This window comes from [Pseudomonas] carboxydohydrogena, assembly GCF_029030725.1.
GTDB classification, from domain to species: domain Bacteria; phylum Pseudomonadota; class Alphaproteobacteria; order Rhizobiales; family Xanthobacteraceae; genus Afipia; species Afipia carboxydohydrogena.
Genome location: NZ_CP113162.1, coordinates 3,079,150 through 3,102,072, shown reverse-complemented (window position 1 = coordinate 3,102,072; position 22,923 = coordinate 3,079,150). Strand labels below are relative to the sequence as shown.

Annotated in this window: 25 protein-coding genes; 16 read left to right on the top strand and 9 right to left on the bottom strand. The window is 63.2% G+C overall.

Annotated elements, in window-relative coordinates; genetic code table 11:
• Positions 1-259 precede the first annotated feature (259 nt).
• The 3 genes from AFIC_RS15040 to AFIC_RS15030 all read left to right on the top strand — a co-directional run bounded on the left by AFIC_RS15040 (position 260) and on the right by AFIC_RS15030 (position 1,973).
• Positions 260-772, top strand: coding sequence for a TetR/AcrR family transcriptional regulator (locus AFIC_RS15040; RefSeq protein ID WP_420833341.1), 513 nt, complete (start codon positions 260-262; stop codon positions 770-772).
• A 147-nt stretch (positions 773-919) separates the two neighbouring features.
• Positions 920-1,489 (top strand): DUF488 domain-containing protein, encoded by a 570-nt coding sequence (locus AFIC_RS15035; RefSeq protein WP_275247020.1) that lies wholly within the window; start codon positions 920-922, stop codon positions 1,487-1,489.
• Positions 1,490-1,496: 7 nt separating this feature from the next.
• The gene (locus AFIC_RS15030) at positions 1,497-1,973 is read left to right on the top strand and encodes a hypothetical protein (protein ID WP_275247019.1); all 477 of its coding nucleotides are present in this window, start codon (positions 1,497-1,499) and stop codon (positions 1,971-1,973) included.
• A gap of 9 nt (positions 1,974-1,982) precedes the next feature.
• Here the strand turns inward: AFIC_RS15030 and AFIC_RS15025 are convergent, their stop codons facing one another.
• Positions 1,983-2,444 carry an MEKHLA domain-containing protein gene (locus AFIC_RS15025; RefSeq protein ID WP_275247018.1) on the bottom strand — a complete coding sequence of 154 codons (462 nt, stop codon included), beginning with the start codon at positions 2,442-2,444 and terminating at the stop codon, positions 1,983-1,985.
• A 130-nt stretch (positions 2,445-2,574) separates the two neighbouring features.
• Between AFIC_RS15025 and AFIC_RS15020 the strand changes: the two genes are divergently transcribed.
• The 3 genes from AFIC_RS15020 to feoB all read left to right on the top strand — a co-directional run bounded on the left by AFIC_RS15020 (position 2,575) and on the right by feoB (position 6,063).
• Positions 2,575-3,744 (top strand): mandelate racemase/muconate lactonizing enzyme family protein, encoded by a 1,170-nt coding sequence (locus AFIC_RS15020; protein WP_275247017.1) that lies wholly within the window; start codon positions 2,575-2,577, stop codon positions 3,742-3,744.
• 147 nt (positions 3,745-3,891) lie between these two features.
• Positions 3,892-4,173: a FeoA family protein gene (locus tag AFIC_RS15015; RefSeq protein ID WP_275247016.1), complete on the top strand. Its 282-nt coding sequence runs from the start codon at positions 3,892-3,894 to the stop codon at positions 4,171-4,173.
• Positions 4,174-4,179: 6 nt separating this feature from the next.
• A complete protein-coding gene (gene feoB / locus AFIC_RS15010) occupies positions 4,180-6,063 on the top strand; it encodes a ferrous iron transporter B (protein ID WP_275247015.1) in 1,884 nt (627 codons plus the stop codon).
• A 51-nt stretch (positions 6,064-6,114) separates the two neighbouring features.
• Here the strand turns inward: feoB and AFIC_RS15005 are convergent, their stop codons facing one another.
• The 7 genes from AFIC_RS15005 to AFIC_RS14975 form a co-directional block, all read right to left on the bottom strand.
• Positions 6,115-6,615 carry a VOC family protein gene (locus tag AFIC_RS15005; RefSeq protein ID WP_275247014.1) on the bottom strand — a complete coding sequence of 167 codons (501 nt, stop codon included), beginning with the start codon at positions 6,613-6,615 and terminating at the stop codon, positions 6,115-6,117.
• Positions 6,616-6,624: 9 nt separating this feature from the next.
• A complete protein-coding gene (locus AFIC_RS15000) occupies positions 6,625-7,677 on the bottom strand; it encodes an amino acid ABC transporter substrate-binding protein (RefSeq protein WP_275247013.1) in 1,053 nt (350 codons plus the stop codon).
• A gap of 42 nt (positions 7,678-7,719) precedes the next feature.
• Positions 7,720-8,331, bottom strand: coding sequence for a L,D-transpeptidase (locus tag AFIC_RS14995; protein WP_275247012.1), 612 nt, complete (start codon positions 8,329-8,331; stop codon positions 7,720-7,722).
• A gap of 125 nt (positions 8,332-8,456) precedes the next feature.
• On the bottom strand, positions 8,457-8,591 hold the full coding sequence (locus AFIC_RS14990) for a DUF2474 domain-containing protein (protein WP_275248773.1): 135 nt from the start codon (positions 8,589-8,591) through the stop codon (positions 8,457-8,459).
• Entirely contained in the window at positions 8,588-9,601 is a 1,014-nt protein-coding gene (cydB, locus tag AFIC_RS14985; RefSeq protein ID WP_275247011.1) for a cytochrome d ubiquinol oxidase subunit II, read from the bottom strand. The genes AFIC_RS14990 and cydB overlap by 4 nt, the downstream gene beginning before the upstream one ends.
• Entirely contained in the window at positions 9,598-11,001 is a 1,404-nt protein-coding gene (locus AFIC_RS14980) for a cytochrome ubiquinol oxidase subunit I (RefSeq protein ID WP_275247010.1), read from the bottom strand. The genes cydB and AFIC_RS14980 overlap by 4 nt, the downstream gene beginning before the upstream one ends.
• 111 nt (positions 11,002-11,112) lie before the next feature.
• The gene (locus tag AFIC_RS14975; protein WP_275247009.1) at positions 11,113-12,171 is read right to left on the bottom strand and encodes a polysaccharide deacetylase family protein; all 1,059 of its coding nucleotides are present in this window, start codon (positions 12,169-12,171) and stop codon (positions 11,113-11,115) included.
• 162 nt (positions 12,172-12,333) lie between these two features.
• Between AFIC_RS14975 and AFIC_RS14970 the strand changes: the two genes are divergently transcribed.
• The 10 genes from AFIC_RS14970 to phoB all read left to right on the top strand — a co-directional run bounded on the left by AFIC_RS14970 (position 12,334) and on the right by phoB (position 21,889).
• On the top strand, positions 12,334-13,728 hold the full coding sequence (locus tag AFIC_RS14970) for an OmpA family protein (RefSeq protein WP_275247008.1): 1,395 nt from the start codon (positions 12,334-12,336) through the stop codon (positions 13,726-13,728).
• 3 nt (positions 13,729-13,731) lie between these two features.
• Positions 13,732-14,040, top strand: a complete 309-nt coding sequence (locus tag AFIC_RS14965) for a hypothetical protein (protein ID WP_275247007.1) — start codon at positions 13,732-13,734, stop codon at positions 14,038-14,040.
• 109 nt (positions 14,041-14,149) lie between these two features.
• Positions 14,150-15,181, top strand: coding sequence for a putative bifunctional lysylphosphatidylglycerol flippase/synthetase (locus tag AFIC_RS14960; RefSeq protein ID WP_275247006.1), 1,032 nt, complete (start codon positions 14,150-14,152; stop codon positions 15,179-15,181).
• Between the two features lie 28 nt (positions 15,182-15,209).
• Positions 15,210-16,511: an ATP-binding protein gene (locus tag AFIC_RS14955; RefSeq protein WP_275247005.1), complete on the top strand. Its 1,302-nt coding sequence runs from the start codon at positions 15,210-15,212 to the stop codon at positions 16,509-16,511.
• A gap of 131 nt (positions 16,512-16,642) precedes the next feature.
• A complete protein-coding gene (gene pstS, locus AFIC_RS14950) occupies positions 16,643-17,668 on the top strand; it encodes a phosphate ABC transporter substrate-binding protein PstS (protein ID WP_275247004.1) in 1,026 nt (341 codons plus the stop codon).
• Positions 17,669-17,783: 115 nt separating this feature from the next.
• On the top strand, positions 17,784-18,773 hold the full coding sequence (gene pstC / locus AFIC_RS14945; protein ID WP_275248751.1) for a phosphate ABC transporter permease subunit PstC: 990 nt from the start codon (positions 17,784-17,786) through the stop codon (positions 18,771-18,773).
• 3 nt (positions 18,774-18,776) lie between these two features.
• Positions 18,777-19,622, top strand: coding sequence for a phosphate ABC transporter permease PstA (pstA, locus tag AFIC_RS14940; protein ID WP_275247003.1), 846 nt, complete (start codon positions 18,777-18,779; stop codon positions 19,620-19,622).
• Entirely contained in the window at positions 19,619-20,440 is an 822-nt protein-coding gene (pstB, locus tag AFIC_RS14935) for a phosphate ABC transporter ATP-binding protein PstB (protein ID WP_275247002.1), read from the top strand. The genes pstA and pstB overlap by 4 nt, the downstream gene beginning before the upstream one ends.
• Before the next feature lie 17 nt (positions 20,441-20,457).
• Complete coding sequence (gene phoU, locus AFIC_RS14930; protein ID WP_275247001.1) at positions 20,458-21,174, top strand: phosphate signaling complex protein PhoU; 717 nt, start codon at positions 20,458-20,460, stop codon at positions 21,172-21,174.
• Positions 21,175-21,184: 10 nt separating this feature from the next.
• Positions 21,185-21,889, top strand: coding sequence for a phosphate regulon transcriptional regulator PhoB (phoB, locus tag AFIC_RS14925; protein WP_009339616.1), 705 nt, complete (start codon positions 21,185-21,187; stop codon positions 21,887-21,889).
• Between the two features lie 88 nt (positions 21,890-21,977).
• On the opposite strand, the gene AFIC_RS14920 is transcribed toward phoB, so the two are convergent.
• Positions 21,978-22,484 carry a GcrA family cell cycle regulator gene (locus AFIC_RS14920; RefSeq protein ID WP_275247000.1) on the bottom strand — a complete coding sequence of 169 codons (507 nt, stop codon included), beginning with the start codon at positions 22,482-22,484 and terminating at the stop codon, positions 21,978-21,980.
• Positions 22,485-22,923: the final 439 nt, after the last annotated feature.

Below are 22,923 nucleotides of genomic sequence, written 5' to 3'. Positions count from 1 at the left end.
GTCCCCCATGTCTGTTTCATCGGGGCAATAACGGGACGGCACCGTCCTGTCCATAAATATTGCCAAAAGATGGCAAATCTGAAATTGGAATTGCTCGAAAAACCAGGCGGGGAATTGGAGCCGTGAGCGCACGGGCGAGGGCGTTGCGATGACTCGAAAAGGCGGCCGTCCGTACAAATCCGACAGCCAGACGAAGTCACAGCATATTATCGAAACCGCATCCCGGCTGTTCGCGCGGCAGGGCTACGCGGCGACATCCGTGGAGCAGGTCGTTGCCGCCTGCGGTGTCGGCAAGGATACGGTCTACCGCCGTTTTCCCTCGAAGCTCGCCCTCTTTGAAGGAGTGGTCGAGCACGCGCGCCTGCGGACTCAAGCGCATTTTCAGACCACCATGGCCGCACAGACAGGCGATGTCATGGAGCAACTGCGGGCCGTGGCGCGCTGGCTTCTGACCGTCAACCTCGATCCCACGCTGATCGCCTTCAAGCGAATTGCTTTCAGCGAGGCGCTGGTGATCGGGCAATCCGTCGCCAACAAAACCGACGATCCGATTATGGACCGGTTGCTGGGTCTTCTGCGGGAGGCTCAAAAGACGGGCGAACTCGCGCGTGGGGACATTCTGTTTCTGGCGGCACACCTTTTGAATTGTATCGCTATCGGCCCGACGATCGAGGCCATGCTCGGCCGCACCACTTACGCCTCCACGCGTGCCCAGAATGCTTATTTCGAGAAAGCCTGGACCCTCTTCCTCAATGGGGCCCGCCCTCGATAGGCGCTGTGGTTACGGGTTCTGCCGGATGGCTGCTGGCTGCCAGCAAAAGATTCGGCCAGAATTGTTCTGGATCATTTCCGTACTCGGGGAGGATAACCAAGCTACGGAACGATGAGCCCGGCCGGTTGCCGGGCGAGCAGCCAAGCCATGGAACAACCCTTTTTCACCATCGGACATTCGACCAGGACGATCGAAGAGTTTGTCGAGTTGCTGAAGGAGTCCGGGATCGGAGTGGTGGTGGATGTGCGCACCATTCCGCGCTCGCGCACCAATCCGCAATATAACCGCGACACGCTGCCGGAAAGCCTCGGCTCTTTCCAGATCGGCTACGAGCACATCGCCGAGCTTGGCGGTCTGCGCGCCAAGAAGGGTATCGATCCTCAGATCAATGGTTTCTGGCAGAACAAGAGCTTTCACAATTATGCCGACTACGCGCTGGGCGAGGCCTTTCATCAGGGCTTCGCGCGGCTTTTCGATCTCGGCGCGGAGCGGCGCTGCGCCATCATGTGCGCGGAAGCGGTGTGGTGGCGATGCCATCGCCGCATCATCGCCGATTATCTGCTGGCGCGGGGCAAACAGGTTTTTCACATTCTGGGGCCGGGGCATGTCGAGCCTGCGAAGATGACGCCCGGTGCCGAGATGGGGCCGGATCACACCGTGCTATACCCTCCGGGAGAATCGCCGGAAGGGATGAAGCGCGGATCGCGGAAGGAATGAGCCTGTCATGGATGACCTTGCTCTCGCCCGTGCCCTGCATGTCCTCGCTGTCGTGATCTGGATCGGCGGCGCCTCGATGGCGACGACGGTGTTCCTGCCGGCGTTGCGGCGCGGTGTGTTCGGCAAGGACATGCTCGCGACATTCGAGGCGGTCGAGCATCGCTTCATCTGGCAGGCGCGGACCACGGTGCTCGTGGTCGGCCTCAGCGGGTTCTACATGCTGTGGAAGTTCGATCTGTGGGATCGCTTCCATTCCGCGTCGTTCTGGTGGATGCATGCGATGGTGTGCGTGTGGGCGCTGTTCGCCTTCGTACTGTTCATCGGTGAGCCGTTCATTCTCAAGCCGCGCTTCCATCGCTGGGTGCATGTCAATCCCGATCTCACCTTCCTTTGGGTGCAGCGCGTGCATTGGGCGCTGGTTGGGCTGGCATGGATCACGGTGTTCGGCGCGGTCGCGGGCAGTCACGGCTGGTCGATCTTCTGAAGCGCGCGCTCACACCGGAAGGTTGTGCCATTCCGAGAACGTCGCGGCCTGGCCGTGACCTCTCCCATCCGCATCGATCAGTTGCCAGACGATGGCGTTCTCGATCCGGAAGCGCCGGCCGGATTTCGCGATGCGGATGCCGGAATAGTCCGGGATGAAGCCGTCACGGCTGACGCGATCGAGCAGCCTCTGCCGTTCGGCGCGCTCCGGCGCCTCGGCGGATAGCCGCGAAGGCAGGCCGATCAGTTCGTTGGCCGAATATTCGAAGCAGGTCTGCGCGGTCTCGTTGGCATAGATAAAACGCGGATCGTTGCCGCCGTCATGGGCCAGCACGACGAACGGCGCCTTATGATAAAGCCATTCCGCTCCGGCCGACGGATCGGCGAGTTCGCGGCCCGTCAGGCGGCGGAAGCTGCCGGTGATGAGCTCGAAAAGCCGGAGGTCCGCAGCAATGCGGTGGGCTACGGACATGCGGACTCCATCGGGTATCGTGTCGCGGCCAGCGGAATGCCCGGTCGCTCTCTGTATTTTACGGCATTGCATGCAAGGCATCCATCGCTAGATTGGCGGGCTAGTCCGCGTCCTCCAACTGGATTGGCCCATGACCGTTCGTATCGTCGATATCCGCGAAGTCACCAAGCCGATCGCATCGCCGATCCGCAACGCCTATATCGATTTCTCGAAAATGACGTCGAGCCTCGTCGCGGTCGTTACCAATGTGGTGCGCGATGGCAGGACGGTGGTGGGCTACGGCTTCAATTCCAATGGCCGTTATGGGCAGGGCGGGCTGATCCGCGAGCGGTTCGCGCAGCGCGTGCTGGAGGCCGATCCCAAAACATTGCTCGACGAAAGCGGCGACAATCTCGATCCGCATAAAGTGTGGGCGGCGCTGATGACCAACGAGAAGCCCGGCGGCCATGGCGAGCGCTCGGTCGCGGTCGGCACCATCGATATGGCGGTGTGGGATGCGGTGGCGAAGATCGCGGGCAAGCCGCTGTTTCGCCTGCTCGCCGAGCGGCATCAGCGCGAGGCCGATCCGCGCGTGTTCGTCTATGCAGCGGGCGGTTACTACTATCCCGGCAAGGACAATTCGGCGCTGCGCGCGGAAATGCGCGGCTACCTCGATCGCGGCTACAATGTCGTGAAGATGAAGATCGGCGGCGCGCCGCTCGACGAAGATCGCCAGCGCATCGAGGCGGTGCTGAAGGAGATCGGCTCGCAGGCGCAGCTCGCCGTCGATGCCAACGGCCGTTTCGATCTGGAGACCGGGATCGCCTACGCCAGGATGCTGCGCGACTATCCGCTGTTCTGGTACGAGGAGGCCGGCGATCCGCTCGATTTCCAGTTGCAGGCGGCGCTGGCCGAATTCTATCCGGGGCCGATGGCGACCGGCGAGAACCTGTTCAGTCATCAGGATGCGCGCAACCTGATCCGCTACGGCGGCATGCGGCCGGATCGCGATTATCTCCAGTTCGACTGCGCGTTGTCCTACGGCCTTGTCGAATATCTGCGTACGCTCGATGTGCTGCGTACCCATGGCTGGTCGCCATCGCGCTGCATTCCGCATGGCGGCCACCAGATGTCGCTGAACATCGCGGCCGGTCTCGGTCTCGGCGGCAATGAGAGCTATCCCGATCTGTTCCAGCCCTATGGCGGCTTTCCGGACGGCGTGCGGGTCGAGAACGGCCATATCATCATGCCGGACCTGCCGGGCATCGGCTTCGAGGGCAAGTCCAGCCTCTATAAAGAAATGAAGGCGCTGGCGTCATAACGCCGCGCCGATAGTGGCCAGGAACGCAATCAGGAGCGCAATATCGCCCCAGCAATTTAAAACCGTTCTAATCTTGTGCCCGATCAACCTCCATTGACTTGATCGCGACCGATCCTTGGGCCAGTTGATGTCCCAGGGACAGCGGATATGAATGACGATCACAAATCGAACGGCAACGCCCCGATCTGCCTCGGGAAGACCCCGCGCGGCTTCCGCGGCCTGATCGAAACGATCACCGTGGCCGGCGATCATAACGGCGTGCCGGCGGCGGAGATCGAGCGCCGGCTGCTTGAGCTTGGCTTCGTCGAAGGGGCGCGGGTTGAGGTGCTTCATGAAGGACCGATCGCGGGCGATCCGATCGCCGTGCGTATCGACAACAACACCGTTGCCTTGCGCCGCCGCGAAGCGATGTCGATTTTCGTGGCTTGACCGGCAATGACCAGCATCACCGAGACCCACGCGTGGCGCTTCGCGCTGGTCGGCACTCCCAACAGCGGCAAGACCGCGTTGTTCAACGCGCTGACCGGCAGCCGCCAGAAGGTCGCCAACTATCCCGGCGTCACGGTGGAGCGGAAAACCGGCACCTTTCAGACGCTGTCGGGCCACCGGATCGATCTGGTCGATCTGCCCGGCACTTATTCGTTGCGCGGCCGCAGTCCGGACGAGGAAGTGACGCGCGACATGGTGCTCGGCCGCATCAATAGCGAAGCGCAACCCGATCTGTTGTTGTGCGTGGCGGACGCCACCAACCTGCGCGTGGCGCTGCGTCTCGTCACCGAACTCAAGCGTGCCGGGCGGCCGATGCTGCTGGTCCTCAACATGATCGACATCGCCCGCCGCCGCGGCATCGAGATCGATCTCGCGCGTTTATCCGCTGAACTCGGCATCCCGGTGGTGACATCGACCGCCGTGCGGCGCGGCGGCACCGAGGAATTGTTGCGGCGTCTCGATGAACTCGCGGCCAACGGCGCGGGCGAGGCCGGCGAAAACCAATGGAGCGCGCCGACCGCCGCCGATTTGCGCGCGGCGCAGCGTGAAGCCGATCGCGTCATCAAGGCCGCCGTCAGCGAACCGGCGCGGCCTGACACGCTGACCGGCCGTATCGACGCGGTGCTGCTGCATCCGGTTGCGGGACTCATCATTCTGTTGGCCGTGCTGTTCGTGATGTTCCAGGGCGTGTTCGCCTGGGCGCAGCCGGTCATGGATCTGATCTCCAGCGGGTTCGACGCGCTCGGCACGGTCGTCCATGATCTGTTGCCGGACGGGCTGTTGCAGAGCTTCATCCAGAAAGGCGTGATCGCGGGTGTCGGCAGCGTCATCGTGTTCCTGCCGCAGATCATGATCCTGTTCCTGTTCATTCTGCTGCTGGAAGACCTCGGCTACATGGCGCGCGCGGCCTTCCTGATGGATCGCATCATGGGCGGCGCGGGTCTGCATGGGCGTGCGTTCATCCCGCTGCTGTCGAGTTTTGCCTGCGCCATTCCAGGCATCATGGCGACGCGGGTGATCGACAACCGGCGCGACCGTCTCACCACGATCATGGTCGCGCCGCTGATGACATGCTCGGCGCGCATCCCGGTCTACACGCTCATCATCGGTGCATTCGTGCCGGATCGCACGGTGTGGGGCGTGGTCGGGCTACAGGGCCTCGTGATGTTCGGCCTCTATACCATCGGCATTTTCAGCGCGCTCGCGGTGTCCTTCGTCGCCAATCATTTCTTCTGGCGCGAGAGTGCGACGCCGCCCTTCATGCTCGAATTGCCCGACTACAAGCTGCCTCAACTGCGCAGCGTGGCGATGGCGCTTTACACCCGCGTGATGATGTTCCTCAAGCGCGCGGGCACCACGATCTTCTCGATGATGGTGGTGATCTGGTTCCTGGCGTCGTTCCCGCGTCCGCCTGCGGGTGCGACCGGGCCGGCCATCGACTACAGCCTCGCTTCCATCCTCGGGCGCTGGATCGAGCCGGCGCTGGCGCCGGTCGGGTTCAACTGGCAAATCAGCGTCGCGCTCATTCCCGGCATGGCCGCGCGCGAGGTCTCGGTCGCATCATTGGGCACCATCTACGCCATCGGCGGCGGCGACGAGGCGACGGCGCAGATCGGTCAGGCGCTCGCGAGCAACTGGAGCCTCGCCACCGCGCTCGCGTTCCTTGCCTGGTTCATCTTCGCCCCGCAATGCGCCTCGACGCTCGCCGTGATCCGCCGCGAGACCGGCGGCTGGCGATGGATGTTCATCACCTTCTTCTACATGCTGGCGCTGGCCTATCTTGCGGCCTTCATCACCTTCCACATCGCCGTGGCGCTGGGGTGGGGTTAAAGCGTTTTCGAGTGAAGTGGGTACCGGTTCGCGTGAAGAAAACGCGTCTTATCAAGAATCAATTTCTCGCGCGGCGAGCAAATCATCAAGATCGAGCCTGCGCGTGAACATCGCGAGCGAGCCGTCGGCGTTACGCGGCCACTCCTCCGGCGGACGGTCGCGATAAAGCTCGACGCCGTTCTGGTCCGGATCGCGCAGGTACAGTGCTTCGCTGACGCCGTGATCGCTGGCGCCGTCGAGTGGAATGCGTGCTTCGATCAGCCGGTGCAGCGCATCGGCCAGCGCGGCACGGGTCGGATAGAGGATCGCGGTGTGAAACAGGCCGGTGGTGCCCGGCGCGGGCGGCGAGCCGCCCTTGCTCTCCCAGGTGTTGAGGCCGATGTGGTGATGATAGCCGCCCGCCGAGATGAAGGCGGCCTGATCGCCATAGGTTTGCATCAGTTCGAAGCCGAGCACGCCGCAATAGAAACCGAGCGCGCGCTCAAGATCGGCGACTTTGAGATGAACGTGGCCGATGCGCGTGCCTGCCGCAATCGGCGTCGGATTCGCCATGCGCTGTCCTCAGCGGATCGGCGGCGCGTACTGGATACCGCCCGCGTTCCAGAGCTGGTTGAGGCCGCGCGGAATGCCGAGTTTGGAGCCGAGGCCGACATTGCGTTCGTACATCTCGCCGTAATTGCCGACATGGCGGATGATGCGCGCCGCCCAGTCGTTGGTGAGGCCGAGCCGCTCGCCGTAATTGCCATCGGTGCCGACGAGCCGCATCACGTCCGGCTTCTTCGACTTCAACGCCTCGTCGATGTTCTTCGAGGTGACACCAAGCTCCTCGGCGTTGAGCATCGCGTAGACCGCCCATTTCACGATCAGCATCCACTGGTCGTCGCGCTGGCGCACCACCGGGGCGAGCGGCTCCTTGGAGATGATGTCGGCGAGGATGACGTGATCGTCCGGCTTGGCGAGATTCTGCCGAAGGGCATAAAGCTGCGAGGTATCGGTGGTCAGCACGTCGCATTTTCCGGCTTCATAAGCCTTCATCATGTCGCCGACATTTCCGAATTTCATCTCGTCATAGGTGATGTTGTTGACCTTGAAATAATCCGCGAGGTTGAGTTGCGTCGTGGTGTCGGACTGCACGCAGACGCGGGTGCCGCCAAGCTCCAGCGCGGAATCCACATTGCGCGAGCGCCGCAGCATGAAGCCTTCGCCGTCGTAATAGGAGACCGCCGCGAAGGTCAGATCGTAATCGACCTCGCGCGACATGCTCCATGTCGAGTTGCGGGACAGGATATCGACCGTGCGATTCTGCAATTCCTTGAACCGCTGGTTGGCGTCGAGCGGAATGAAATTGACCTTGGCTGGATCGTCGAACACGGCGGCCGCGACCGCCCGGCAGATATCGACATCGAAGCCGGACCAGTTGCCGTTGGCATCCTTGTTGGCGAAGCCGGGCAGTCCGGCGTTGACGCCGCAATTCACGGCGCCGCGTTTCACCGTACGTTTCAGCGTCTGGGTGTCGTAGCGGTCGAGACCGATGAATGCGGCAGCCGCGACGATCAGCGCGGCGAGGAGCCCGAGCAGGAGCCCTGAGCGGAAGGTGCGTGAAAAGATTGCCATGTCGATGCCCCGTTTCCCCGATCGTTCAGGACTGTAGCGGAATCAGATCTGCGGCTTCTGCCGGACGACGACCTTGGTGCCGACCGGAATCCGGTCGTAAAGATCCATGATGTCGGCATTGACCAGCCGGAAGCAGCCGGACGAGACGGCGGTGCCGATGGTCTGCGGCTGGTTGGTGCCGTGGATGCGATACACAGTGGTGCCGAGATAGAGCGCGCGCGCGCCCATCGGATTGCCCGGTCCGCCCGCCATGAAGCGCGGCAGGTAAGGCTGGCGCTGAATCATCTCCGGCGGCGGCGTCCAGTCCGGCCATTCCTGCTTGCGGGTGATCTTCAGCAGGCCCTGCCACTGGAAGCCCTCGCGCCCGACGCCGATGCCGTAGCGCAATGCGCGGCCGTTGCCCTGCACGACGTAGAGAAATCGCTCGGATGTCGAGACGATGATGGTGCCCGGCGCCTCGGTGGTGCGATAGAACACCGTGGTGCGCTTGAATTCCGGCGGCAGTTCTTCTTCCGCCTCGCTCGGCACGTAGCCGGGCTGGTCGCCATCGACATATTGCGCCGGATAGCGGCCTTGCGCGGCGGCGGCGGGAATTGCCATGGCGGCGAACGCCGCGAGACAGGAGAGCAGGGGGAACAGCCGGGATGCGATCATCTGAAGCTCCGCATGATGGCTGCTATCAAATCCGACCGCTGCCGCGCTGGCAAGTCATCCGGCGGACAGAGATTTCGTTCGTTCAAATTTTACAGGTCGCACGACACTATCGCGGCAGCAGTCACTTACCGGTGCGGGGCGATCCAGAGCCTCAGGATATACGAGATCAGCACGACAGTGCCGACGCCGCCGGCCCACAGCGTCACAAACCAGATCAGCCGCGTCATCAGGGGGCGAGGCGTCTGTTCGGGCCTGGTCAATGGTAGCCGCTTCCGGCCTGGACCTTGCCGCGGAAGACCCAATAGGCCCATGACGTGTAAACCAGAATCAGCGGGACCAGCACGGCGACGCCGACCAGCATGAAGGTCAGGCTCTTCTCCGGCGCGGCTGCCTGCCAGATCGTGATGCTGTTGGGCACGACGTAAGGCCACATGCTGATGCCGAGTCCGGCAAAGGACAGCCCGAACAACAGAAGCGTGAGGAAGAACGGCCGGTAGTCGTGCCGTTTCTTCAGATTTATCATCAACAGCGCGGAGACGATCGCGACGGCGAGCGGCACCGGCGCGGTCAGGACGATGTTCGGCCAGGTGAACCAGCGCTCGGCATATCCGTTTTGCAGGAACGGCGTGGCGAGGCTGACGACGCCGATCGCAGCAAGCGTCGCGAACAACAGCCGCCAGCTTAAGTGATAGGCGCGCTCGCGCAGATCGCCTTCCGTTTTCATCACGAGCCAGGTCGCGCCGAGCAGGCTGTAGCCCGCGACGACGGACAGTCCGGTGAGGATGCTGAATGGTGTCAGCCAGTCCCACCAGCCGCCGCCGTAATGTCGGCCCGCCACGGGCACGCCTTGCAGGATCGCGCCGAGCGCGATGCCTTGCGCCAGTGCCGCGAGCAGCGAGCCGCCGGCGAAAGCCGTGTCCCAGCGGTTGCGCTCGCTCTGCTGCGTGCGCCAGCGGAATTCAAAGGCGACGCCGCGAAAGATCAGGCCGATCAGCATCGCGATCATCGGTGTGTAGAGGGCCGGCATCAGCACGGCATAGGCCAGCGGAAACGCGGCCATCAGCCCGCCGCCGCCCAGCACCAGCCAGGTCTCGTTGCCGTCCCATACCGGCGCCACCGAATTCATGATGACGTCGCGATCCTCCTTCGCGGGAAACAGCGGGAACAGCATGCCGAGCCCGAGGTCGAAGCCGTCCATGACCACATAGGCGAACACCGCGAAGGCGATGATGAACGCCCAGATCATCGGAATATCGATCATCGCACTCATGAATGACGCTCCTGCGCGACCGATAAAGCGGGCGTGATGCCTGCGGCGCGGACGGGCGTGTTCCGGCCCGGCCCTTCCTCGTCCTGATGCGGCGGCTCGGCCATCAGCCGAAGAATGTAGAAGATGCCGACGGTGAACACGGTGAAGTAGACGATGATAAAGGCGATCAGGGACAAGGCGACGGCGGGCGCATCGAGCGGCGAGGCGCTGTCGGCGGTGCGCAGCAATCCCCAGACGAGATAGGGCTGCCGTCCGGCCTCGGTGGTGATCCAGCCCGCCAGCACCGCGATGAATCCGGCGGGTCCCATCGCCAGCGCGTAGCGGTGCAGCCATTTCGCGCCGTACAGGGTGCCGCGCCAGCGCGTCCACAGGCTGAACAGGCCGAGCCCTAGCATCAGGAATCCGATGCCGACCATGGTACGGAACGACCAGAAGATCAGCGGGACGTTCGGCCAATCCGCGCGCGGCACGGTTTCGAGGCCCTTGAGCGGCGCATCGAGCGAGTGCTTGAGGATGAGCGAGGAAGCCTTCGGCACCTCGATGCTGTACTTGACGCGGGCATCCTTCTGGTCGGGCCAGCCGAACAGGATCAGCGGCGCGCCGTCGGGATGGCTCTGGAAGTGGCCTTCCATCGCCATCACCTTGGCGGGCTGATGTTCAAGCGTGTTGAGGCCGTGCGCATCGCCCGCGAGAATCTGGATCGGCGCGACCAGCGCCGCCATCCACATCGCCATCGAGAACATCATGCGCGGTCCCTCGCGCGAGGAGTCGCGCAAGAGATGCCATGCGCCGACGCCGCCGACCACGAAAGCGGTGGTGAGATAGGCGGCGAGCACCATGTGCACCAGCCGGTAGGGGAAAGATGGATTGAAGATCACGGCCCACCAGTCGGCCGGAACGAACTGGCCGGCGGCATTGACGGCGTAGCCGGCCGGCGTCTGCATCCAGGAATTGGCCGACAGAATCCAGAAGGCCGACACCAGCGTGCCGATCGCGACCATCAGTGTCGCGAAGAAATGCAGTTTGTGTCCGACACGCTTCAATCCGAACAGCATCACGCCGAGGAAGCCCGCTTCGAGGAAGAAGGCGGTGAGCACCTCGTAGGCCATCAGCGGCCCGATCACGGGGCCGGTCTTGTCGGAGAACGCCGCCCAGTTGGTGCCGAACTGGTACGACATCACGATTCCGGACACGACGCCCATGCCGAAAGTGACCGCGAAGATCTTCAGCCAGTAATTGAACAGGTTGATGAAGACATCGCGGCCGGTCCACAACCAGAGCGCCTCGAGCACGGCGAGATAGCTGGCGAGGCCGATGGAGAATGCCGGAAACACGATGTGAAACGACATCGTGAAAGCGAATTGCGCGCGTGCGAGATCGATTGCGCTGATACCATCCATATCTGCGATACCTACTGAATTTGTATCGGGATATAGCACGGCGAAGAGGCCGTTCAACGATTTGGCTACATTACATTTTTCAATGGTGCTGAAAAGAAATAGGTATTTGCTTTATCGGACATCAACGCGGCGGAAGCCGTTCCATAATGCCGTCGCGGCGCCTGATGTGAGGACCGATAACGCGCGTCCGTTCTGGAAATTACCGTTGAGCGACAATCGCGGCAGCGCGGTCAAATGATCGGCATGAGCGGGAAACAGCATGCCGGGCCGCGTCGTCACCGCGGTGTCAAAGCCGAGTGCGATGGTGGCGTCGAATTCGCGCCGCCCGGCGGCGGCCTTGTCGCCATAGGGATAGGCGAAGTGCTTCACCGGACGCTCCAGCACGGCGGCGATGCGTTCGCGGCTGGCGGCGATTTCGTGACGCGCCTGACCGGCGGCCTCGTGCGCGAGATTGCAATGGCTGACGGTATGCGCGCCGATCGTCACCAGCGGGTCGGCGGCGAAGGCTTTCAATTCATCCCACGACATGCACAGCTCGCGGCTGATCGCCGCGTCGTCGATGCCACAACGCCGCGCCAGCAGGGCGACGGCATCGTTGATGTCATGGTCCGTCGGCAGGCGGCGGAAGTGATCGTGAAGGCGGGCGAAGGCGTCCTGTTTCTGCGCGGCCGTCGCGGCTTCGATTCGCACCTCGACGCCGTCGAGGGGAAGGGTGATCGCCTCGCTTTGGGCCACGATGCGCTCCAGCGCCACCCACCATAGCCGCCCCGTGCCCGCGGCGAAGTCGCTCGCCACATAGACCGTCATCGGCGCATCGAACCGCCGCATGACCGGCAGCGCGTAATCGCGGTTGTCACGATAGCCGTCGTCGAAGGTGAAGACCGCGAAGCGGCGCTCGAATTGCCGGGCGATGAGGCGCCGGCGCGCCTCGTCGAGGCTGACGATGTCGATGTCGCGGGCGCGAAGGGCCTTGAGCGTGGCTTCAAGAAAATCCGGCGTGACTTCGAGATGCCGGTTCGGCTGGAAAGCCGCGAGCGAGGCCGGCCGGACATGGTGCAGCATCAGGATGAAACCGGCCCCGCCGGTCAGCGGTTGCAGCAGCCGGTATGCACCGGTCGCCGCCATCGTTTCCAGACCAAGCCGGATCACCGTGCCGCGCAGCTTTTTCATGCATCCGTCCAAACCCGGGGTTGAGAGCGGATTTTGTGGCAGAATCGGTTGAAGAATAGGTTATCCAGAGGCCCATCCGCGCAATGCGCACCAGACGGCATCTTCCAAATTGACACTGCCGCAAGGGTTTGATTTTTCTCATATCTCACGCGAAGGATGGGAATGAGCGAGTTTTCCAACTGGGTACGGAAATGGTGGCCCGGGCTGATCCCGCTGGTTGCGCTGTGGGTGGCGGCGATCTGGACCGGAACCGTGCCGATCGAGCAGCACCTGACCGCCCAGGCCGCGGCCGCGCTGAAAGAATCGGTGCTGGACAAGACCCAGATCGAGGTCTCGGGGCGCGACGTCTGGCTTTCGGCCGATGCGTTCTCCGAACAGGGCCGCCGGACCGCCGTCGATCAGGTCGCGAGCGTGCCGGGCGTGCGGCTCGTCACCGACCAGACCCAGCTGATCGCGGAAGTGACGCCCTTCGTCTGGTCGGTCGAACGTGACGTCGTCCATGTGACGTTGCGCGGAAACGCGCCGCTGCCCGCGATCAAGGCGCGGCTGCTCGACGCGGCGCGCAATGCCGCGAACGGTGCCGAGGTCGTCGACCAGATGGCGCTGGCGCGGGGCGCGCCGGTGCGGTTCGACGCGGCGGCACTGTTGCTGATCGACCAGATCTCGAAGCTGAAAGAGGGCAAGATCTCGCTGGCGAACACCAAGGTGACGCTGGAAGGTTCGGCGCGCGAGCTTGGCGGGCGCGAGGCGATCGCGGCGGCGCTGAAGAACCTGCCCGAGGGCTACACGGTGGAAAAGAACGCTCTCTACGCGCCACCCTATCTGTTTCAGGTCAACAAGGATCCGGTGGCCACGACATTGGCGCTGAGCGGTTATGTCCCGGACAACAATGCGCACGCCGCCATCGTCAGCGCGATCGAACGCAAATTCGTCGGTGTGAAGATCGAGGACAAGCTCAAGGCGAGCGCCGGTGCGCCGCAGGGCTTTCTCGCTGCAACGACGACTGCGCTGAGCGCGCTGTCGCGGCTGTCCACCGGCACGCTGACGATCCAGGACCGCAGCGTCACGCTGTCCGGCGACGCTCTTTATCCGGGCGCGAACGCGCGGATCGGCGAGGAACTGGCCGCAAAACTGCCGCAGGGCTGGAAGCAGAAGGCGGAGTTGACGGTGAAGCCGGTGGCGACGCCGGTCAATGCCACGATCTGCCAGCAACTGCTGACGGGATTGCTCGCGAAAGGCACCATCCAGTTCGAGACCGGCAAAGCCGTGATCGATCCGGATTCGGCGGGGCTTCTCGACCGTCTGATCGAGGCGGTGCTGCGCTGTCCGGCATCGCAGATCGAGGTCGAGGGCCATACCGACAGCAATGGCGAGAAGGAAGCCAACCTTGCTCTGTCGATGCGCCGTGCCCAGGCGGTCGCCGACTATTTCACCAAGGCCGGAATCCCGAAAGAGCGCATCACCGCGGTCGGTTTCGGCAGCGAGCGGCCGGTGGCGAGCAACGACACGGAAGAAGGCAAGGCGCAGAACCGCCGCATCGAATTCGTGGTGAGGTGAGGGATGAGCTATCTCGTGGCGTTCAACTGGGGATGGATCGTAGGGGCCGCAGCGCTCGGCTTCGCGACGGGATGGGTTTCGCCGATCTCCCGCGTCCGCAGCCTCTCGACGATGACGATGCGCATCAGCTTCGCGGTGGCCCTGGCGCTGGTTGCGGTGTCGCTGTCGCGGACGCTGCCGGGGCGGCCGGGTTACTGGCTCGACCTCGGCCTGGTCATGTTCGGGGTCTATCTCGCCGGTGGCGCCGTCGGCTCCTGGTTGCGTTATGTCCTCCTGCTGCGGCCGGGCAGGCCGCGCGGCGAAGAGGGTTGAGATTCCGGCCACGACGGGGCTGCGAAATGCCGCAATCCTCACGCTTTATCTCGCGATCCTGCGAACGGTCTGCTAGGACGATCCGGGGGACGGGAGCTTTGAGGATTTGATGCTTGAACCGGTGCGCAGGACGCTGGCGTTTCTGCGAGAAAAGCAAATCCTGCATAAGCTGGGTGTCGCGCTGAGCCTGATGGTCATCGGCTTTGCCCTCCACATCCTCTATCAGATGTTGCGGGATATCCATCTCGATGACGTGCTCAAGGCCTTGCGCGGAACCGAGATCAAGACGGTTGCCCTCGCGGGGTTGTGCGTCGCGGCGGGATATTTCACGCTGACGTTCTACGACTTCTTTGCGCTGCGGGCGATCGGCCGCACCGAAATTCCCTACCGCGTCGCGGCCTTTGCGGGATTCACCAGCTATTCGATCGGCCACAATGTCGGCGCCAGTGTCTTCACCGGCGGCGCCGTCCGCTATCGGGTGTATTCCTCATGGGGCCTGACCGCGATTGATGTCGCCAAGGTCTGTTTCATCGCCGGACTGACCTTCTGGCTCGGCAATGCCGCCGTGCTCGGTCTCGGGGTGGCCTATCATCCGGAGGCGGCATCCTCGATCGACCAGTTGCCGATCTGGCTCAACCGCGTGCTGGCGGTGCTGCTGCTGGCGGCCCTGTTGGGTTACGTCATCTGGGTCTCGTCGCGGCCGCGCAATGTCGGGCGCGGCAACTGGACCGTGACGCTGCCGGGCGGCAGCCTGACGCTGATGCAAATTCTGATCGGCATCGTCGATCTCTCGTTCTGCGCGATTGCGATGTATATCCTGATGCCGGACGAGCCTTATGTCGGCTTCGTCGTGGTCGCGGTGATCTTCGTGTCCGCCACCCTTTTGGGATTTGCCAGCCACTCCCCGGGCGGGCTCGGCGTGTTCGATGCCGCGATGCTGTACGGCATCATGCATTTCGACAGCCAGTTCGATAAGGAGGAATTGCTGGCCGGGATGCTGCTGTTTCGCGTACTGTACTATATCGTGCCTTTCGTGATCTCGGTCATGCTACTGTTGTTTCGGGAAGTCATGCTGGGCGCCAGGGCGCGGCGCGAGTCGGGCTTGCGCAGGCGTGACGATATCTCCAAGTCAGAATCTTAAGATCAGAGTCCTAAACGTCAGGGTCCTCATGACGGCCGATGCATCCGTCCCGCCACCTCCGACCCCGTACTGGCTGAAACAATTGCGGCGTTCCAGCCTTGTCGTGCTGGTCGTGGGCGTTTCGCTCGGCACGCTGGTCGCGATGCACGATCTGAGACTGTCGAGCGCGATCCTGGTGTTTTTCTGTATCGCCGGCGCCGCTCTGGTCCCGCTACGGTCGCACGATAGCGTTCGGGCGCGTGAGGAGAGTGGCGGCGAAAGACTGACGGAGGGCGTCGCGGTCCGCGCCGTGATCGGTGCGATGCCGGAGCCGACCGTGCTGCTCGATCGGGTCGGGCGCGTGCTGCATCTGAACGCACAGGCCGCGCAACTGGCGCCGGCGCTGCGCCGGCACGAACTGGCGCTGTTCGCGCTGCGCTCGCCGGAGATTATCGCGGTGCTGCGCGATGCGATTGCCACGTTGCAGCCCCAGCGCGCCACCTATGTCGAGCGGGTGCCGGTCGAGCGCTGGATGGAGCTTGTGGTGACGCCGGTCGCGGTGCCGACCGAGTTCGGCGGCACGGACAACTGCTTCCTGATGACGTTCCGCGACCAGACGCCATTGCGCCGCGCCGAGGAAATGCGCGCCGACTTCGTCGCCAATGCGAGCCACGAATTGCGCACGCCGCTCGCGGCACTCTCCGGCTTCATTGATACCCTGCAAGGCCCCGCGCGCGACGATCCCAAGGCGCGGGAGCGTTTTCTCGGCATCATGCATGCGCAGGCAACCCGCATGGCGCGGCTGATCGACGATTTGCTGTCGCTGTCGCGGGTGGAATTGAGCGCGCATGTGCGGCCCGAAGCCAAGGTCGATCTACTCACGATCCTGCGGCAGGTGATCGATGGGCTCGAGGTGCTCGCCGGGGAGCGCGGGGTTGTAATCGAGACGCAGTTTCCGGAGGGGCCGGTCTTCATCGCCGGTGATACCGAGGAATTGCTGCGGGTGTTCGAGAACCTGATCGAGAACGGCCTGAAATATGGCGCCTCGGGCGGCAGGGTCACGGTCTCGCTGACGCGGCCCGCGCCGGAGGAGGGATCGGCCGAGATTCGTGTCGCGGTCCGCGATTACGGCCCCGGCATCGCGCCGGAACATCTGCCGCGCCTGACCGAACGCTTCTACCGCACCGATGTCGGCGACAGCCGCGCGCAGGGCGGTACCGGCCTTGGCCTGTCGCTGGTCAAGCATATCGTCAGCCGCCATGGCGGGCGTTTGCTGATCGAAAGCGTCTTTGGGAAAGGCGCGACCTTCACGGTCTGTTTCCCACCGATGAAGACGGCGGTAGAGTCTTAAAAGACCATTGATGACAATGGCTTGTCGGTGTCACATGAATGTCACCTGACCTTTATAAAAGCTGCACCGGGCGCCTCTAAAGCGGGCGTCGCGGGCCGACTGGGCCCCCGCTGATCACAGGGAGATAACCAGTGAATTTTTTCAAAACCATCGTTGCGGCTGGCCTGGTTGCCGCCTCGACTTCCGCCTTCTCGCTTCAGGCGACGGCGGCCGACATCACGGGTGCGGGCGCGACGTTCCCGTTCCCGGTCTATTCGAAGTGGGCTGATGCCTACAAAAAGGAAACCGGCAACGGCCTGAACTATCAGTCGATCGGCTCGGGCGGCGGTATCAAGCAGATCCAGGCCAAGACCGTGACGTTCGGCGCCTCCGACATGCCGCTCAAGGCCGAGCAGCTTGAGAAGGACGGCTTCGTTCAGTGGCCGATGGTGATGGGCGCCATCGTTCCGGTCGTGAACCTCGACGGCGTGAAGCCGGGCGAAATGGTGTTCGACGGTGCGACCCTCGCCGACATCTATCTCGGCAAGATCACCAAGTGGGACGATCCCGCGATCAAGAAGCTGAACCCGAAGGTCAATCTGCCGTCGACCGCGATCGCTGTTGTTCGCCGCTCGGACGGTTCGGGCACCACCTTCAACTTCACCAACTACCTCTCCAAGGTCAGCGCTGACTGGAAGTCGAAGGTCGGCGAGGGTACCGCTGTCGAGTGGCCGGTCGGTGTCGGCGCCAAGGGCAATGAAGGCGTTTCCGCCAACATCAGCCAGACCAAGAACTCGATCGGTTATGTCGAGTACGCTTACGCCAAGCAGAACAAGCTGACCTACACCGGCATGGTCAACAGCGCGGGCAAGTCCGTGCAGCCGACCGTTCCGGCGTTCCAGGCTGCTGCCGCCAACGCCGACTGGTCGAAGGCTCCCGGCTACTACGTGATCCTCACCAACCAGCCGGGCGATGCGTCCTGGCCGATCACCGCGGCGACCTTCATCCTGATGCACAAGGAACCGACGGATAAGGCAGCGTCTGCCGAAGCCATCAAGTTCTTCAAGTGGGCGTTCGAGAAGGGCGCCAAGATGGCCGAGGATCTCGACTACATCCCGATGCCGGCGTCTGTGGTCAAGCAGATCGAGAAGACCTGGTCGGCTGACATCAAGAGCTGATTGCGACCGGCGGGGGAGAGCAGGTCTTTCCCCCGCCCTTCTTCTTCCGGCACCCCTGCGGTGCGAGACTGAATATCCGATTGCGTTGTAGAGATAGGGGATTGGCGTGGCAGAGATGGCCGTTCATGGTGCCTCGATGGAAGCCGCAGGACCGTACGACCGCGCCCGCGCGTTGAGCGCCTTCAAGCTGGGCGACAAGACATTCTACTGGATGACGCGCCTCAGTGCGCTTCTGGTTCTGGTGCTGCTCGGCGGCATCATCATTTCGCTGATTATCGGTGCGTGGCCCGCGATCGTTCAATACGGCACCGCGTTTCTGACGACATCGCGCTGGGCGCCGTCAGCCGATCCGCCGGTTCTCGGCGCGCTGAGCCCGATCTACGGCACGATCCTCACCTCGGCCATCGCCATGCTGATCGCCGTTCCGGTCGGTCTCGGTATCGCGATTTTCCTGACCGAACTGTGTCCGATGTGGGCGCGCCGGCCGATCGGCATGGCGATCGAATTGCTCGCGGGCATTCCCTCGATCATCTACGGCATGTGGGGCTTCTTCGTCCTCGGCCCGTTCCTCGCCAACACGATGCAGCCCGCGCTCATCAATCTGTTCGACGGCATTCCGGTGCTGGGATCGATCTTCGGCGGGCCGCCGTCCTATCTCAGCCTGTTCAACGCCTCGCTGATCCTCGCGATCATGGTGTTGCCGTTCATCACCGCGATCTCGCGCGACGTGTTCGCGACCGTGCCGCCGGTGCTGAAGGAAGCCGCCTACGGCGTCGGCTGCACCACATGGGAAGTCGTCCGCAACGTGGTGATCCCCTATACGCGGGTCGGCGTGATCGGCGGCGTGATGCTGGCGCTCGGCCGCGCGCTCGGCGAGACGATGGCGGTGACGTTCATCATCGGCAACTCGTTCCGCATCTCGCCCTCGATCTTCGCGCCGGGCACGACGATTTCCGCCGCGATCGCCAGTGAGTTCGCGGAGAGCGACGGCTTGCACCAGTCGAGCCTGATGCTGCTCGGCCTGTTGCTGTTCGTGCTGACATTCTTCGTGCTCGCCGCCGCCCGGCTGATGCTGATGCGGTTGCAGAAGAAGGCGGGGAGCTGAACGATGAATCCGATTTACGCATCCCGCCGCCGCAGCGACAAGATCATCCGCGGGCTTTGCTTTGCCGCTGCCGCCTTCGGCGTGTCGTGGCTGGCATTGATCCTGTTCACGCTGTTCTACAACGGCCTCGCGGGCATCAGCTGGCAACTCTTCACCCAGAACACGCCGCCGCCCGGCTCGTCAGAGGGCGGTCTGCTCAACGCGATTGTCGGCTCGATCATCATGACGATTATCGGCGTTGGTGTCGGTACGCCGATCGGCATGTTCGCGGGCACTTATCTCGCCGAATACGGCAAGCACGACAAGCTGACCTCGGTGATCCGGTTCATCAACGACATCCTGCTGTCGGCGCCCTCGATCATCATCGGCCTGTTCATCTACGGCGCGGTGGTGGTGCCGATGGGCGGCTTCTCGGCGCTCGCAGGCTCGCTCGCGCTGGCCGTGATCGTCATCCCGGTGGTGGTGCGCACCACCGAGGACATGCTGCTTCTGGTGCCCAATCCGTTGCGCGAAGCTGCCTCGGCGCTCGGACTGCCGCGCTCGCTCGTCATCAAGCGCATCGCCTATCGCGCGGCGCGCTCCGGCCTCATCACCGGCATCCTTCTCGCGACCGCGCGCGTCGCCGGCGAAACCGCCCCGCTGTTGTTCACCGCGCTCAGCAACCAGTTCTTCAGCCTGGACCTGACCAAGGCGGTGGCCAACCTTCCCGTCACCATCAACAACTTCGTGCAGAGTCCCTACGCCTATTGGAAGGAATTGGCGTGGTCTGGCGCACTGCTGATCACGCTGACCGTGCTGACACTCAATATCGTCGCGCGGCTACTGGGCTCTGAGAGGACTGCAAAATGACCGACGTCTCGACGATCGCCGTTCCCCGCCCCTCCATGCCGCCGCCATCCGTCGTTCCGGATGGTCCGGCAAAGGTGACGGCGCGTAACCTGAATTTCTATTACGGCCAGCACCACGCGCTGAAGAACATCAACCTCGTGCTCGGCGCCAACAAGGTGACGGCCTTCATCGGCCCGTCGGGCTGCGGCAAATCCACGCTGCTGCGTATCTTCAACCGGATGTACGATCTCTATCCGGGCCAGCGCGCGGAAGGCGATCTCAAGCTTGACAACACCGACATTCTCGATCCGAAGCTCGATCTCAATCTCTTGCGCGCACGGATCGGCATGGTGTTCCAGAAGCCGACGCCGTTCCCGATGACGATCTACGAGAACATCGCCTTCGGCATCCGCCTCTACGAGAAGATCTCGAAGTCGGAAATGGACGGCCGCGTCGAACACGCGCTGCGTGGCGGCGCGCTGTGGAACGAGGTCAAGGACAAGCTCAGCGCCAGCGGCCTCAGCCTTTCGGGCGGCCAGCAGCAGCGGCTGTGCATCGCGCGCACCGTGGCGGTGCGGCCGGAGGTGATCCTGTTCGACGAGCCGTGTTCGGCGCTCGATCCGATCTCGACGGCGAAGGTCGAGGAACTAATCGCGGAATTGAAGAAAGAGTACACGATCGCCATCGTCACCCATAACATGCAGCAGGCCGCGCGCTGCTCGGACTACACCGCGTTCATGTATCTCGGCGAACTGATCGAGTTCGACGAGACCAGCAAGATTTTCACCTCGCCGGCCGACCGCCGGACCCAGGATTACATTACCGGACGCTTCGGCTGACGGTTCGGAGAACTGTGATGGGAATGGAACATACCGCGAAGGCGTTCGACGAGGACTTGCAGGAGCTGGCCCGCCTGGTGGCGGAGATGGGCGGCCTCGTGGAGCGGCAGATCGTCGATTCGGTGGATTCGCTGATCCGCCGCGACATCAATCTGAGCGCGCGCGTCGTCACCACCGATGTCGAGCTCGATAAGTTGCAGCACATGATCGAGGAGCGCGGCGTACTCACCATCGCGCGCCGCCAGCCGATGGCGGTCGATCTGCGCGAGATCGTCGGCGCCTTGCGCGTCGCGACCGATCTTGAGCGGATGGGCGATCTGTCGAAGAACATCGCCAAGCGCGTTGGTCAGCTCGACAGCGATTTCCACCCGCTGAAGCTGATCCGCGGCCTGGAGCACATGACCGACCTCGTGCAATCGCAGGTCAAGGCCGTGCTCGACGCCTATGCCGCCCACGACGTTCCCGCCGCCATGGTGGTGTGGAAGGGTGACGAGGAAGTGGACGCAATCTGCACCTCGCTGTTTCGCGAACTGCTGACCTATATGATGGAAGATCCGCGCAATATCGGGTTCTGTATCCATCTGATGTTCTGTGCCAAGAACATCGAACGGATCGGCGATCATGCAACCAATATCGCCGAGACGGTGTTCTACATGATCGAGGGGCAGCCGATCGGCGCGTCGCGGCCGAAGGGCGATATGACGAGGTTCTCCAGCACATCATCTGCGGGTTAAAAGGGTATCCATGAACGCACGAATTCTGGTCGTCGAGGATGAGGAGGCGCTGTCGACATTGCTGCGCTACAATCTCGACGCGGAAGGCTACGACGTCGAGACGGTAGCGCGCGGCGACGATGCGGACACGCGGCTGAAAGAGCGCGTGCCGGATCTCGTGGTGCTCGACTGGATGCTGCCGGGGCTGTCCGGTATCGAACTGTGCCGCAGGCTGCGGGCGCGCCCTGAAACCAAGCAGTTGCCGATCATTATGCTGACCGCACGTGGCGAGGAAAGCGAGCGCGTGCGTGGCCTTGCCACCGGCGCGGACGATTACATCGTCAAGCCGTTCTCGGTGCCGGAACTGCTGGCACGGGTGAAGGGGCTGCTGCGGCGTGCGAGCCCGGAGCGTCTGGCCAACGTGTTGGTCTATGGCGACATCGAACTCGACCGCGAGAAGCGCCGCGTCGCGCGCTCGGGCCGTCCGATTGATCTTGGCCCGACCGAATACCGGCTGCTCGAATTCTTCCTGCAACATCCCGGGCGCGTATTCAGCCGCGAGCAGTTGCTCGATGGCGTCTGGGGCCGCGACATCTATATCGATGAGCGCACCGTGGACGTGCATATCGGGCGGCTGCGCAAGCTGCTCAATCCCGGCGAGGAGCAGGACCCGATCCGCACCGTGCGCGGCGCGGGTTATGCGCTCGACGACCGCTTCGCCAAGGTGGAAGGCTGATCGGCGCAGGTTTGTTTTCCGCGCAGAGTTGAAAATCAAAAAAAGCCCGCCATCAGGCGGGCTTTTTCGTTTGCCGGATTGGAGGGCGTTACTTGTTCGGCCGCCGGTCGCGCCGGCGGTCGCCGGCGGGCTGGTAAGCGACGCGCGAGTGATGCGCGCAATAGGGCAGGCCGCCGAGCGCTTTGCCGCCGCAGAAAAAGAACTCGGTGCTGCCCGGATCGCCGACCGGCCAGTGGCAGGTGTCTTCCGTCAATTCGAGCAGGGTGCGGCGCTGGTTCATCGGCACCACGTTGTCGAATGCGATCGGATCGGGTTCGGCCTCGGTCTCGAAGGCATGGGCGAGCGCGGTGTTGCCGCGCGCCATCGGGCGGCTGATGCGCATCATGTGCTGCGGGGCGCGCACCTTGCGCTGCCGGGGCGTGGCGGAGGACGGACTCTTGGCGCGGCCGGACAGACCGAGCCGGTGAACCTTTCCGATCACGGCATTGCGCGTGATGTTCCCGAGTTCGGCGGCAATCTGGCTCGCCGAGAGGCCGGATTCCCATAATTTCTTGAGCTGTTCGACGCGATCGTCGGTCCAATTCATTACCGTCATCGCTCTCATCCTTCTCTCTCGTGCCTGGAAGGTGAATCCGGCACTCCGATTGATGGTTCCGAAAACTCGTGCCGGCAGAATCCCTTAGCCCTCGCCGGTCGGAAGGACCGGACGTTTTGGCTGTCTTTGGATTCAGAATTCAGGACGCCGCACGAGATGTCGTAGCCAGTGAGAAAAACGCTACAATATGCCGTGACTCACGCGCAAGAGTCCGGCTTCGAAGTCCACATGTTCCGAATCAGTCATGCACACCAATTTGCCGATGCAGGGGCCGCATCGGGTGCCGCAGGCGGGGTCCGGAATGGAGCAAAACGGACTCTCTGGCGTGTTGACAGCCCAGACATGCGGAGAGGATAATCACGTAATGCCGCCCCGTCGGGGCGGCATGTTTCATTTTTACGGACCGTCACGACCGGGGGAATCTCGCGGTTCCCGGCAG

What these genes read in the sequence shown, in the direction of transcription:
- AFIC_RS15035 (WP_275247020.1), top strand. Translation starts at nt 920, where the DNA reads ATGGAACAACCCTTTTTCACCATCGGACATTCGACCAGGACGATCGAA.
- AFIC_RS15030 (WP_275247019.1), top strand. Translation starts at nt 1,497, where the DNA reads ATGGATGACCTTGCTCTCGCCCGTGCCCTGCATGTCCTCGCTGTCGTG.
- AFIC_RS15025 (WP_275247018.1), bottom strand. Translation starts at nt 2,444, where the DNA reads ATGTCCGTAGCCCACCGCATTGCTGCGGACCTCCGGCTTTTCGAGCTC.
- AFIC_RS15020 (WP_275247017.1), top strand. Translation starts at nt 2,575, where the DNA reads ATGACCGTTCGTATCGTCGATATCCGCGAAGTCACCAAGCCGATCGCA.
- AFIC_RS15015 (WP_275247016.1), top strand. Translation starts at nt 3,892, where the DNA reads ATGAATGACGATCACAAATCGAACGGCAACGCCCCGATCTGCCTCGGG.
- feoB (WP_275247015.1), top strand. Translation starts at nt 4,180, where the DNA reads ATGACCAGCATCACCGAGACCCACGCGTGGCGCTTCGCGCTGGTCGGC.
- AFIC_RS15005 (WP_275247014.1), bottom strand. Translation starts at nt 6,615, where the DNA reads ATGGCGAATCCGACGCCGATTGCGGCAGGCACGCGCATCGGCCACGTT.
- AFIC_RS15000 (WP_275247013.1), bottom strand. Translation starts at nt 7,677, where the DNA reads ATGGCAATCTTTTCACGCACCTTCCGCTCAGGGCTCCTGCTCGGGCTC.
- AFIC_RS14995 (WP_275247012.1), bottom strand. Translation starts at nt 8,331, where the DNA reads ATGATCGCATCCCGGCTGTTCCCCCTGCTCTCCTGTCTCGCGGCGTTC.
- cydB (WP_275247011.1), bottom strand. Translation starts at nt 9,601, where the DNA reads ATGAGTGCGATGATCGATATTCCGATGATCTGGGCGTTCATCATCGCC.
- AFIC_RS14980 (WP_275247010.1), bottom strand. Translation starts at nt 11,001, where the DNA reads ATGGATGGTATCAGCGCAATCGATCTCGCACGCGCGCAATTCGCTTTC.
- AFIC_RS14975 (WP_275247009.1), bottom strand. Translation starts at nt 12,171, where the DNA reads ATGAAAAAGCTGCGCGGCACGGTGATCCGGCTTGGTCTGGAAACGATG.
- AFIC_RS14970 (WP_275247008.1), top strand. Translation starts at nt 12,334, where the DNA reads ATGAGCGAGTTTTCCAACTGGGTACGGAAATGGTGGCCCGGGCTGATC.
- AFIC_RS14965 (WP_275247007.1), top strand. Translation starts at nt 13,732, where the DNA reads ATGAGCTATCTCGTGGCGTTCAACTGGGGATGGATCGTAGGGGCCGCA.
- AFIC_RS14960 (WP_275247006.1), top strand. Translation starts at nt 14,150, where the DNA reads ATGCTTGAACCGGTGCGCAGGACGCTGGCGTTTCTGCGAGAAAAGCAA.
- AFIC_RS14955 (WP_275247005.1), top strand. Translation starts at nt 15,210, where the DNA reads ATGACGGCCGATGCATCCGTCCCGCCACCTCCGACCCCGTACTGGCTG.
- pstC (WP_275248751.1), top strand. Translation starts at nt 17,784, where the DNA reads ATGGCCGTTCATGGTGCCTCGATGGAAGCCGCAGGACCGTACGACCGC.
- pstA (WP_275247003.1), top strand. Translation starts at nt 18,777, where the DNA reads ATGAATCCGATTTACGCATCCCGCCGCCGCAGCGACAAGATCATCCGC.
- pstB (WP_275247002.1), top strand. Translation starts at nt 19,619, where the DNA reads ATGACCGACGTCTCGACGATCGCCGTTCCCCGCCCCTCCATGCCGCCG.
- phoU (WP_275247001.1), top strand. Translation starts at nt 20,458, where the DNA reads ATGGGAATGGAACATACCGCGAAGGCGTTCGACGAGGACTTGCAGGAG.
- phoB (WP_009339616.1), top strand. Translation starts at nt 21,185, where the DNA reads ATGAACGCACGAATTCTGGTCGTCGAGGATGAGGAGGCGCTGTCGACA.
- AFIC_RS14920 (WP_275247000.1), bottom strand. Translation starts at nt 22,484, where the DNA reads ATGACGGTAATGAATTGGACCGACGATCGCGTCGAACAGCTCAAGAAA.